The organism is Candidatus Margulisiibacteriota bacterium, assembly GCA_031268855.1.
Classification (GTDB): Bacteria; Margulisbacteria; Termititenacia; order Termititenacales; family Termititenacaceae; genus Termititenax.
Genome location: JAIRWS010000130.1, coordinates 1 through 10890, shown reverse-complemented (window position 1 = coordinate 10890; position 10890 = coordinate 1). Strand labels below are relative to the sequence as shown.

The window sequence follows — 10890 nt, the reverse complement described above, 5'->3', positions numbered from 1 at the left end:
TTAAAAAAATTTATAATTATTAATTTACATTTGCCCCCCCCCCCCCCCCCATTACGAATTTGTAATAAATAAATTCGCTGTAAATTTACCAGATTTTTCCAAGCAAAAACCAGAAAAATATTTTTCGTATATAAAATCACTTTCAAATGATTGGGGGTGGTTTATATGGGTTTTATAGTCAAAGAACAAGATGGCATGTCCAAGCAGAAAAAAAATGAAAAACAAGAGTATCTGGATTCTATTTTCAGAAAACAAATTGAAATAAAAAAAATTTAAGCAAACCAAAAAATAAGACGGAGGGTATTTATATGGTAGATGGAATTAACGGTAATCAGCCTAGTTTTAATGTATTAAAGATACAAGGAGGGACAGTTGCTAAAGATGAGCGAACGACAAATATTGCGCAATCTGTGAAATCAGATATTTTGAAAGAAACCAGCAAGGGATTGCAGGATGCAACTTCTAAACTTATGGATCTGTGGCTGGAAGATACCACAGACCAGAAGTTAAACGCAGTGCTTACGATATTGCAGGACGAACTGCCGTCAGATGTGTTTAGTCAATTTAATGATTCTTATCTTCAACCGTCTGTAAATGTTATGAGCAAAATTTCCGCTGGCAGTAAGGTTGCGGAACAATTTGATTATTCCGTGTCGGTAAAATCGGCGGAAAACCTAAAAAAGGCCGGTATTCATTTTCACAACAGCAAGCACGGAGGAGTATTAGACGTTACATTTGCTTCAAATGCAATGATAAAAGATAAATCTGATGGGGAATCTGTTGAAGGTAGTAGGTGGACTTATATATTTGATGGTAGCGAAGAAGGGGTTGAAATCAGTGAGCAGGAGGATGGTAGTTTTGAATTGAAAATTACTTATCCGAAGGTTGCAAATAAACAACCAGATGTATATACAATTACTGTTCCAGATTCAACGTCAATAAATCCTAGCTCAAGTAGTTATACGCCTGGCACAAGATACGCGGTGGTAAGTAAAAATGAGATTAACTACACATTATCCAAATAAAATAAATCTAGGGTGTGGTTATGATTACTTGCAAGATTATTTGAATGTAGATTTTTACAACAATGTAGTTGCAGATATGAAAATGTCTGCAACTACCCTTAATTTACCGCATAGTTATTTTGCAGAAATTTTACTAAAAGATGTCATCGAGCATTTTGGTTATTGTGATTCTCTGGCTGTTTTAGCCAAGGGTTATCTTTTATTAAAGCCAGATGGACTATTGGTCATTACAACTCCTGACATAGAGAAAGCCTTTCGACAATACAATTCGGCGCTTAACCTTGCGGATAAAGAAAATATTTTGTGTCATATCTACGGCATAGAAGACGCTGGTATGACACATAAGTTTTGTTTTTCTCTGCCGATACTGGAAAATCTGCTGAATAAAAGTGGCTTTAAGATAGTCGTCCAGCAGAAATTTGCAGACTTTGTTTTTAGGCCGAGCGTGCGGGTTGTAGCGCAAAAAATTGATGATCATTATTTTGAAAAGAGAAGCACTGTGCTTAGTGCTATGGCTAAAAACAAAAAGCTAAGAATCACTTACGCGGATTTTCCTTATTATGAGGCAATTCTGGAAGAGGTTTTACGGACCAAAGATATTAAAAAAACTATTTATGCATATGAGCATATTTCTCCCAAGTTGCTATTATTTTTACTAAATAACAAAGAAATAAATATCGATAAAAAATTGGTCTGGAATGACATCAAGAGATTAAAAAAATTACTTAAAGAACCTGTCTGGCGATTTACGGATTTTTGGACCAAAGAAGCCCAGCATAAATATGCGCAATATACAGCGGCGTTAAGCCTTAAAAATAACAGATAAGGAGAATATATTGTGGGTATAAATATCACGAAAAAAACAGGAGTTGATATATATCAGCCGGATTGTGCGGTGTGGGAGCTCACATTATTGTGTAATTTTAAGTGTCTGCATTGCGGTGGTTCGGCTGGTTTAAGTCGTAAGAACGAATTAACTTTTGATGAAATTCGGGTTGTGGCTAATGATTTGCGTCGAATTGGTTTTCAGAGAGTATCTTTAATTGGCGGCGAAACATTCTTACGCAAAGACTGGTATGAGATTGCCAAAATGATTATGGACACAGGGCTGGGAATTACTTATGTTACCAATGGTTCTTTGTTCCCGAATAATAAAAAGCTGGCCAAACAAGTAATTGCTACAAAACCAAGCGTTATTGGTTTTAGTTTAGACGGCGGCAAAGCAGAAACACACGATTATATTAGAGGCTATAAAGGCTCTTTTGATAGAATTTTCAAATCGCTGGAATTATTTAAAAATACCGGAATAAATCTTTCGGTCATTACTTCTGTCAATAAAATAAATGTAAAAGAATTGCCATTGATTAGAGATTTAATTTTAGGCAAAAACATCGCTTGGCAGATACAAATTTGCAATAATAACGGCAGTCGTTTCAGTAGAGATTATTTTTTAAATAAAGATGAGTATTTATCTGTTGCAAAATTTATTCATAATTCCGTCAAGGAACATTCTGTTTCTGATTTGCCAATTGCTGGAGCGGACGACTTGGGCTATTTTTCAGAGAAACATCCATTTTGCACGATTAACTATAATTGTTGGGACGGCTGCAAAGCCGGCCGTAGCAATCTCGGCATCCAAAGCAACGGCAATATCAAAGGCTGTGATTCTCTGCCTGACGAATATATCGAGAGCAATGTGCGCGAGCGCAGTCTGTATGATATTTGGACTGATCCCAAATCATTTGCTTATACCAGAAATTTTGACAAGAACCAGTTAAAGGGTTGCTGTGCCAAGTGCCAGCATGGGGCGGTATGTAAAGGCGGTTGTGTGGATATTGCTCATTCTATTAGCGGACACGCTTTTGAAAATTCATATTGCCTGTATGCTAATGAAAACAATTTGCTATAAATTTATATTTTGTTTATAACAAACCCCTGCGCCGTATCTTTGATCGCATACCCTTGCGCCGAAATTTCCGCGCGCAGTTTGTCAGCCAGGGCGGTTATTTCCGCCGGTATTTCCTTGCACGCGAAGCTGTGCCTGGCGCATAGGCGACAGGTCTAGCGAGGCAGAGAAGCTGGCGAAGGTGAATAAGTAATTTTTCTTAAATGCAAGAAAAAAGCGTCTATATAGAATTATGCTAAAATAACCTTATGATAAAAAATGTTATAGTTCCTGGTAAAGTAAAAAACTAATAATAACGGTTGATATAAAAGGAAGTATATATAGATTTATGGTGACACCAATATTTTTACAAGAATCAAATATTAAGGAGATCATCGATAGTCTGTGTTCTGATAGTCCTGTGTTTGGTTGTGTTGCTCTGCTAAAATATAAATAGGAGTCCATTATGAAAATAGATGTTAAGAACTTTGGTGTAATTTTGGTTTCCAGACCAGCTGGAAAAGAAGCTTTTCTGTCTACCAATGCTTATCTGTTATCTAAACTTACGCCACAAGAAGAGATTATTATTGATTTTAATGGGGTTAATGTGCTTACTCCGTCTTGGGCTGATGAGTTTATAACTCAGATCAAAGAACAATATACTAACAACAAAATTGTTTTTGCGAATGATTCAAATCCGTCTATTAAAGAAACCCTAGCGATTATTTCTAGTAACTGAGAACTAATCTTTTGCTGAGAAAATTCTGCAACAGCTGTTGCGTAATTACCATGAAACATAACACTTATTTTAAGGAATACGATTCTCGTAAATAGAAATCTACCTTTTATCCAGCACAAACCCCTGCGCCGTATCTTTGATCGTGTAGCCTTGCGCCGAAATTTCCGCGCGTAGTTTGTCGGCCAGGGCGAAGTCTTTGTTTTTCTTGGCCGCGGCTCTTTGGGCGGCCAGCGCGGTGATTTCCGCCGGTATTTCCGCTGGTTGAGGTTCGGCTTGCAGTAACCCTAAAATGCCGCCGAGTTTTTTTAATAAAGCCGCGGCTTGCGGCGAGTGGTCGCGGTTGGCGACGGTGGCCAGATTGAAAAGCGCGCCTAACGCTCCAGCGGAATTAAAATCATCGTCCAGATAATCCGTAAATTCTTTCTCAAATGAGACATAATCTGAGCCTGAAGCTTTCTCCCCCTTAACAAGGGGGAGCGGCGTTGTACTCGGCGCCGAGGGGGTATTTTCCCATACCGCCTGATACAGCCGATCCAGGCCTTTTTGCGCTTCGATGAGCTGCTCTTCGGAAAAATTTATCGGCGAACGGTAATGCGTGCTCAAAACAAAAAAACGTAGCGTTTCCGGCGCATATTTTTGCAAAATATCACGGATCGTAAAAAAATTGCCCAACGATTTGGACATTTTTTCCTCGTTGATATTCACGAAACCATTGTGCAGCCAGTATTTTACATAAGGCCGGCCGGTCGCGCCTTCGGACTGGGCGATTTCATTTTCATGATGCGGAAAGATCAGATCCTGTCCGCCGCCGTGGATGTCAAACGACTGACCCAGTTTTTGCATCGACATGACCGAACACTCTATGTGCCAGCCCGGACGCCCATTGCCCCACGGCGATGGCCAGGCCGGTTCACCGGGTTTGGCGGCTTTCCAGAGCGCGAAGTCCAGCGGGTTTTTTTTCGCGTCATCGACCGCCACCCGCGCGCCGGCCTCGTTGTCCTCAAATTTGCGTCCGGATAATTTCCCGTACTGCGGAAAAGAAATTACGTCGTAATACACATCGCCGTTGACCGCATAGGCATGGCCTTTTTGCACCAGCGTTTCGATCAGCGCGATGATGTCCGCGATATGCTCTGTGGCTTTAGGATAATCCGTCGCGCGCAAAATGCCGAGCCGGTCAAAATCCGTAAAATATTCCTGAATAAATTTTTCCGCGATCTCCTGGGGGCTTGAGCCGGACTCATTGGCCTTGCGGATAATTTTATCGTCAATGTCCGTGAAATTTTGAATGTAATTCACCCGGTAGCCCTTGTGCAAAAGATAGCGGCGGATCATGTCAAAAACGATATACGCGCGCGCATGGCCGAGATGACAATAATCGTAAACCGTTACGCCGCAGACATACATGTTTACTTCGTTTGGTTTGAGCGGCGCAAACTCTTCTTTTTGGCGGCTTAAAGTATTATAGACCTGCATTATTTAGACTCGAATTTCTTTAATTTTTCTTCCAGCGTTACGATACGGTGGATCAAATGCACGATCGTGTCCTCGACCGGATCGGGCAGCGCGCCCCAGTCGTTGTCGACTTTTTCGCCGTTCTGCCTGAGCACGCGCGCGGCCATGCTGACCACGGTGGAATTGTCCGGCACGTCTTTCAGCACAATAGCGTTCACGCCGATCTTGCAGTTTTGGCCGATGCGGATATTACCGATGATCTTGGCGCCGCAGCCGATGATCGTATTCGCGCCGACAGCCGGATGACGCTTGACCCGTTTGGTGCTGGTGCCGCCGAGCGTGACGCCGTGATAGATCAGGCAATTGTCGCCGACTTCCGCGGTCTCGCCGATGACCACGCCGCTGCCATGATCGATAAAAACTCCGCGGCCGATTTTCGCGCCCGGGTGTATCTCGATGCCGGTCAGCGCGCGCATGATTTGCGAGCCGAGCCGCGGGATGATCGGCAGGCGGCAGATGTACAGCGGATGCAAAAATTTATGCACCCAAATTGCCCACAAACCGTGATACAGCCAGACCTCCCACCAGCGGCAGGCCGGATCATATTTGAACGCGGATTTTATTTCGTCGACGAATAACATAGGGGGTATTTTAACACAAAATATCACCGGCAATGGAACAAGCCGTTGTCAGCGCTATTTTCCTTTGATATACTCTATATAATATATAGTTGGGGGGAATTATGACGGTTATTTCCGTCATCAATCAAAAAGGTGGCTGCGGTAAAACCACTACAACGGTCAATGTTTCCACAAGTTTAGCGCGGCGCGGCTACCGTGTGCTGCTGGTCGATATGGACCCGCAGGGACACTCCACTCTGGGACTGGGCTTCCAGCCGGATTCTTTTGCGCGCACGGTGTTTGATGTGATCGATGCGCGTGAGCCGGAAGTGCCGCTGTCTATCGCGGCGGTGTCCGTGGCTGATCGCCTGACGCTGCTGCCCGCCAATGTTTTGCTCTCCACTTTTGAACAGTCAATGGCCGGCAAGGCCTGGCGCGAGTCGCGGTTGGCCAAAGCGCTTGGTAAAGTCAAAAATCAATACGATTACATCATCATTGATTGTCCGCCTAGCCTGGGTTTGCTGACCGTCAACGCGCTGCTGGCTTCCTCGCATGTGATCGTGCCGATCGACTCCGGTTTTTACGCGTTGTCCGGCCTGCAAAAACTGCAGGAAACAGCGGCCATGCTGAAAAACAAAGCGCAGCATGAATTAAACATCAAACACGTGATCACTTTTTACGATAACAAATCGACTTTCAATAAAGATTTTCAAGAGGATTTGCAAAAGATCACCTCCGTGGAAAGTTTATTCAAACAAAAGATCCGCCGTTCCATAAAATTTAATGTTTCGCAGCGGCAGGGTCGCTCAGTGGTCGATCTGGGCAGCAAACGCTGCGGCGTGGCGTTCCGCGATTATCTCAATCTGACGCAGGAAATAATTGATTGGACACGTCCGGCGCGCACCGCGCGGCTGCGTTCTCTGCGCACGGCCAACAAAACCGAAGTGCGCCGCCAGCTGGTGCGCGCGATCAATCTCGCTTACCGCGGCGAAGCTCAGGATGTGCAAGTCGCTGGAGTTTTCAGCGACTGGCAGCCGTTGCCGCTGCAAAAAAATAAAGACGGCCAGTGGGCGACTGCGATCGAATTAAATCCCGGCCAGTACGAGTATAAATTTATCGTCGACGGCAACTGGAGCGCCGAATCAAATAATATTCTTGTGGTGAAGTGACGCGGTGTGTTCGCAAAAAAAATAAAAAGTGTTCAGCAGAGGTTGACTTCTGCTTATGATTTGTATTACATTAGTAGTTAAGTAGTAAGTTATGTGACGCCGGAGAAATAAAAATTTTTCTCCGCGAAATGTTTGTAGGCGGCTGAGAAAATTTCAGTCGTTGTAAAAAAAAGAACGGAGGGGGTGTCAGAATGGTAGCAAAGAAAAAAGCGAAGAAACCGGCGAATAAAAAAGTCGCCAAGAAAAAGACCGCGAAGAAAAGAAAATAAGTTTTTAAGGTCTCGAGAGCCGCTTGGAAGTTTCCGGGCGGCTCTTCTAGTTTAAGGAGGTTTTATATGCTTAAAGTATCTGTGGTTGTCCCGACAATGAACGAAGAAAAATATCTGCAGCCCTGCCTCGACGCAGTGCGGGCGCAGTCTTACAAAGATTTTGAAGTGGTGGCGATCGACGCCAGCTCGGACGGTACGCCGCAGCTCTGCCAGAGCGCCGGCTGGAAAGTGGTTAAGCAGGTCAGCAAAGGCATTGCGCTGGCCAGGGCGGAAGGTTTTGCCGCGACGAGTGGTGAGATCGTCGCCTGCACCGACGCCGACACCGCGCCGAGCCGCGAGTGGGTCGAGCGTATCGCCAAGATTTTTGAAAATGATAAAGTAGTTTGCGCTTACGGCCCGGTTTACCTGCGCGACGGCGGCCCTATCCTGCGGGGACTGGCGGCTTTTTTCTACAACACGGTGTTTTTGAATTTTTGCCGTCTCTTGCGCCGCGACAATATTTCCGGCCAAAATTTTGCCATCCGTAAATCCGCTTACGACGCGGTGGGCGGTTTCCGCGCCGGTCTGGTCACGGCGGAAGATGTGGATCTGGGCTTGCGCGTGCGCAAACTCGGCAAAGTGGTCTACGACAAAAAAATGAGCGTTAAGACTTCCGCGCGCCGGATCCTGGCGGAAGGCGTTTGGCATTTTCTCGGCCACAATATTCTGAACTATCTGCGCATCACACTGACCGGCAAAGCGAGCCAGAATTTCAAGCCGATCAGATGATCTGTCAAATAGTTAGCTGCCGGCCGCGGTTGCTTTGATAATATAGATCAGCGCGTAGTAACTCGGGCGGTTGTCAAAATTCACGGAAATATTAAATGGCGGTGGACTGTCTGAGCCGGTGTCGCTTGTCGCTTTCCCGTTCAAGTTGAGTGTATGCGTATGGGACGTAGATTCGCTGGTGTTTGTGCCGGATAAATTAACCGTATGCGTGTGGGCGGGACTTTCATTGGACGCAACGCCGCCATGATCGTGCTGAACATCAATATCATAAGAAGGCGTGCTATAAGTTCCACTACTAGCGTTCCAATTAGCAACATCGGTATTTACTCCTTTTTTAAAAACACCGGTTGCTGAAGTATAGTAAGTGGAAATGGCTAAATTGCCAGTGAGTGTTTTGGTGGTGGAATTTGTGGAAACCGCATGGCTGTGCGCGCCGCCGCTGGTGGCAATATTGGTGGCGCCGAAGCCGTGCAGATGTACGCCGCCGGTAATGGTAATGTTTTCATTCTTGAGCGGATGACTGTGTTTGGGCAGATTGACCGCGCTCAAAGCTCCCGTGCCAGAGGCCGTTACGGAATTATTGTCTTTGCTTCTCTGCGGTGTGTTGGTGGCGTCATAGCCGATGATAAAACGATTTTTCAGATCGGGCAGGACGCCGTACCCATCCACCGTTTGTCCCTCGCATTTGTACCAGCCCTTTAGAGTGACATTATCCTGCCAGCTTGTGCCGTCGTACATCAAAATAGCGCCTTTGGGAAAAAAAGCCAAATTGAGCATGTCGCTGGCCAGCATTGGCTTACCTGTTGCTATAGTCATAAATACTCCTTAAAAGTTGTATTTTTAATACTAATTAGTACTAACTAATAAGTATCATAGCATATTATTAACGCATGTCAACTTTCGGCGAGAGTTTTAAGCAGGAGTTTGACCTGCAGTACGAACCTAAAGATGTTGGCAAGTATATAACCAAACTCCGTAAGTCCCGTAAGCTCAGTGTCTGCCAACTGGCCCTGCGCTCCGGCATGAAAGAGCCGGTGCTGCTGCGCGTCGAAAAAAACCAGGCCGATCCGCGCTTGAGCACGCTGCTCAAAATTATTCGCGGGCTGGAAATGTCCGTCGCGGATTTTTTCAGGATTTTTAAAAAATATTGAATTGCCGTCGTGGTATAATGTATTTGCCTGCGGCGCGCGTGTTTATTTTCTAAACCGCTGAACCTAGAAAAATATCGGGGACTTCAATGTGAAATTCTCGCTCGGCTAGAGCTGAATTCGCTGGAGTACATACATTTTGCCGTAAGGCAGGATGACCAACCCACCTTGTGAATAATGGTTCGCAAGGTTTTCTAAAAACGCCGCCGTGGGTTTTTTAATTGACCGCCGGACTGGCCGCGCCGTCCGCGGCTTTTTGCGCTCTTTTCTGCTCCAGCGCCCGCAAAAAATCACCGTAAAAATTTTGCAGCGAGTTTTTATTGAGACTATAGTAAATATTGCGGCCAGTTTTGCGCGGCTCGATAATCCCCGCTTTATACAGCACATTGAGATGATGCGACGCCGTGGACTGTTCCATAAAGAATTTGTTTTCCACCTTGCTGGCGTTGATCTCGCCGTTTTGCTCAAGGTCTTCAAGGATAGCCAGCCTTTCCTCGCTGGCCAGCGCCCTCAAAAACTTTACGTAGCTTTGGCAATTCTCCATAACAATCTACCGCCTTTCACGATCGTTTGATACTTATGTATACCCACTTTCTTTTAAAATATACCTGCTTTAAATAGTTAACCTTTAATTAACTTCTATTGACAGCAGGGGCGGATAAACGTTAATCTATTAACAGTTTATGGAGGTTTGTTATGGTTAATTCATCGCTGGAAGATTTTGCCGATATATTCATTTCCACGGATAAACAGAAAGAACAGCAAGGCAAAGCTGCGGCTGCCGCGCTGGACAAAGAGAGTTTGAGCACGCTCGATCTGCTGCATTATTTCGGCTGTGCGGAAAACCCGTTCGGCGACTCGGAAAATCTGCGCTATTTCTACAAATCCAAAGAGCATTGGGATATTTACCAGAAAATGAAAATGAGCGTTGAGCAGAATATTTCGCTGGCTATGGTTTGCGGGCAGTCCGGCAGCGGCAAGACGCTGATCACGCAGCTGCTGCTGATGAATCTTGATCAGAAAAAATATCAGACTATCGTGGTGCTGGTGTCGCCCGGTATGACCAAGTCCGCGCTTTTGAAAGAAATTTTGCTGGAACTGGAATTGGGGCACAAACTAAAAAACGCCGCGCAGACTTACGACATGATCCGCCTTTTGCAGGATTATGTGATCGGCTTGTATCAGCAGGGCAAGCGGCTGGTCATCATGATCGACGAAGCGCATTTTCTCGAGGCGTCGTCGCTGCATATCCTGCGCACGATCTCCAATATCGAGCTGCCGGAAATGAAACTGGTATCCATTCTGCTTTTTACCGAGGAGATTTTTCTGCGCCGCATCAAACACGAGAGCTATAATTCCCTGCGCAACCGCATGTATGTGCAGGAAGAGCTGCTGCCCTTTGGCCTGGCCGAGATGAAAGAATATATCCGTTTCCGCGTCCGCATTGCTGGCGGCGACCCAAATACTTTGTTTGAGCCGGACACATATCCGGTCATTCACATTGCGACTTCCGGTATTGCCCGTGAAGTCAATAACCTCTGTTTTAACGCCCTGACCGAGGCGTATTTAAATAAACAAAAAACGATTACGAATAAAATACTGCTGAATTGTTTATAAAATCAAAGAATTTTTTTTAAAAATTGTCCCGTATACGACCGCGGGTTTTTGGCCACTTCTTCCGGAGCGCCTTCCGCGATTATCTCGCCGCCGGCTTCGCCGCCGTCCGGCCCGAGATCGATAATATGGTCTGCGGATTTTATCACGTCGAGATTGTGCTCCACGACAATGATCGTGTTGCCGCTGTTGACCAAA

Annotated in this window: 13 protein-coding genes; 8 read left to right on the top strand and 5 right to left on the bottom strand. The window is 45.3% G+C overall.

Features of this window, described 5'->3' with window-relative positions; translation table 11 throughout:
* Positions 1-308 precede the first annotated feature (308 nt).
* From LBJ25_07600 to LBJ25_07585, 4 genes are all read left to right on the top strand, one after another.
* Positions 309-1025: a hypothetical protein gene (locus LBJ25_07600; GenBank protein MDR1453819.1), complete on the top strand. Its 717-nt coding sequence runs from the start codon at positions 309-311 to the stop codon at positions 1023-1025.
* Positions 997-1851, top strand: a complete 855-nt coding sequence (locus LBJ25_07595; GenBank protein ID MDR1453818.1) for a class I SAM-dependent methyltransferase — start codon at positions 997-999, stop codon at positions 1849-1851. Before LBJ25_07600 ends, LBJ25_07595 begins: the two co-directional genes overlap by 29 nt.
* 12 nt (positions 1852-1863) lie before the next feature.
* Positions 1864-2934 (top strand): radical SAM protein, encoded by a 1071-nt coding sequence (locus LBJ25_07590; protein MDR1453817.1) that lies wholly within the window; start codon positions 1864-1866, stop codon positions 2932-2934.
* Positions 2935-3376: 442 nt separating this feature from the next.
* Positions 3377-3649: an STAS-like domain-containing protein gene (locus tag LBJ25_07585; protein MDR1453816.1), complete on the top strand. Its 273-nt coding sequence runs from the start codon at positions 3377-3379 to the stop codon at positions 3647-3649.
* 99 nt (positions 3650-3748) lie between these two features.
* Here LBJ25_07585 and cysS read toward each other — a convergent pair whose 3' ends face one another.
* On the bottom strand, positions 3749-5125 hold the full coding sequence (gene cysS, locus LBJ25_07580) for a cysteine--tRNA ligase (GenBank protein ID MDR1453815.1): 1377 nt from the start codon (positions 5123-5125) through the stop codon (positions 3749-3751).
* Complete coding sequence (locus LBJ25_07575; protein ID MDR1453814.1) at positions 5125-5745, bottom strand: serine O-acetyltransferase; 621 nt, start codon at positions 5743-5745, stop codon at positions 5125-5127. The genes cysS and LBJ25_07575 overlap by 1 nt, the downstream gene beginning before the upstream one ends.
* A gap of 101 nt (positions 5746-5846) precedes the next feature.
* Here LBJ25_07575 and LBJ25_07570 point away from each other — a divergent pair, with 101 nt between their 5' ends.
* Both LBJ25_07570 and LBJ25_07565 read left to right on the top strand, forming a co-directional pair.
* Positions 5847-6893: an AAA family ATPase gene (locus tag LBJ25_07570; GenBank protein ID MDR1453813.1), complete on the top strand. Its 1047-nt coding sequence runs from the start codon at positions 5847-5849 to the stop codon at positions 6891-6893.
* 335 nt (positions 6894-7228) lie between these two features.
* Entirely contained in the window at positions 7229-7930 is a 702-nt protein-coding gene (locus tag LBJ25_07565; GenBank protein MDR1453812.1) for a glycosyltransferase, read from the top strand.
* Between the two features lie 12 nt (positions 7931-7942).
* Here the strand turns inward: LBJ25_07565 and LBJ25_07560 are convergent, their stop codons facing one another.
* Positions 7943-8746: a hypothetical protein gene (locus LBJ25_07560; protein MDR1453811.1), complete on the bottom strand. Its 804-nt coding sequence runs from the start codon at positions 8744-8746 to the stop codon at positions 7943-7945.
* A 74-nt stretch (positions 8747-8820) separates the two neighbouring features.
* Between LBJ25_07560 and LBJ25_07555 the strand changes: the two genes are divergently transcribed.
* Positions 8821-9081, top strand: coding sequence for a helix-turn-helix domain-containing protein (locus tag LBJ25_07555; GenBank protein MDR1453810.1), 261 nt, complete (start codon positions 8821-8823; stop codon positions 9079-9081).
* Between the two features lie 214 nt (positions 9082-9295).
* Here the strand turns inward: LBJ25_07555 and LBJ25_07550 are convergent, their stop codons facing one another.
* Positions 9296-9622 carry an ArsR family transcriptional regulator gene (locus LBJ25_07550; GenBank protein ID MDR1453809.1) on the bottom strand — a complete coding sequence of 109 codons (327 nt, stop codon included), beginning with the start codon at positions 9620-9622 and terminating at the stop codon, positions 9296-9298.
* Positions 9623-9774: 152 nt separating this feature from the next.
* Here LBJ25_07550 and LBJ25_07545 point away from each other — a divergent pair, with 152 nt between their 5' ends.
* Positions 9775-10695 carry an AAA family ATPase gene (locus tag LBJ25_07545; GenBank protein MDR1453808.1) on the top strand — a complete coding sequence of 307 codons (921 nt, stop codon included), beginning with the start codon at positions 9775-9777 and terminating at the stop codon, positions 10693-10695.
* 2 nt (positions 10696-10697) lie between these two features.
* On the opposite strand, the gene LBJ25_07540 is transcribed toward LBJ25_07545, so the two are convergent.
* Positions 10698-10890: hypothetical protein (locus LBJ25_07540; protein MDR1453807.1), on the bottom strand; the 193-nt coding region annotated here is incomplete at its 5' end.

Coding starts and splice junctions, on each gene's coding strand:
- LBJ25_07600 (MDR1453819.1), top strand. CDS start 309: ATGGTAGATGGAATTAACGGTAATCAGCCTAGTTTTAATGTATTAAAG.
- LBJ25_07595 (MDR1453818.1), top strand. CDS start 997: ATGAGATTAACTACACATTATCCAAATAAAATAAATCTAGGGTGTGGT.
- LBJ25_07585 (MDR1453816.1), top strand. CDS start 3,377: ATGAAAATAGATGTTAAGAACTTTGGTGTAATTTTGGTTTCCAGACCA.
- cysS (MDR1453815.1), bottom strand. CDS start 5,125: ATGCAGGTCTATAATACTTTAAGCCGCCAAAAAGAAGAGTTTGCGCCG.
- LBJ25_07575 (MDR1453814.1), bottom strand. CDS start 5,745: ATGTTATTCGTCGACGAAATAAAATCCGCGTTCAAATATGATCCGGCC.
- LBJ25_07570 (MDR1453813.1), top strand. CDS start 5,847: ATGACGGTTATTTCCGTCATCAATCAAAAAGGTGGCTGCGGTAAAACC.
- LBJ25_07565 (MDR1453812.1), top strand. CDS start 7,229: ATGCTTAAAGTATCTGTGGTTGTCCCGACAATGAACGAAGAAAAATAT.
- LBJ25_07560 (MDR1453811.1), bottom strand. CDS start 8,746: ATGACTATAGCAACAGGTAAGCCAATGCTGGCCAGCGACATGCTCAAT.
- LBJ25_07555 (MDR1453810.1), top strand. CDS start 8,821: ATGTCAACTTTCGGCGAGAGTTTTAAGCAGGAGTTTGACCTGCAGTAC.
- LBJ25_07550 (MDR1453809.1), bottom strand. CDS start 9,622: ATGGAGAATTGCCAAAGCTACGTAAAGTTTTTGAGGGCGCTGGCCAGC.
- LBJ25_07545 (MDR1453808.1), top strand. CDS start 9,775: ATGGTTAATTCATCGCTGGAAGATTTTGCCGATATATTCATTTCCACG.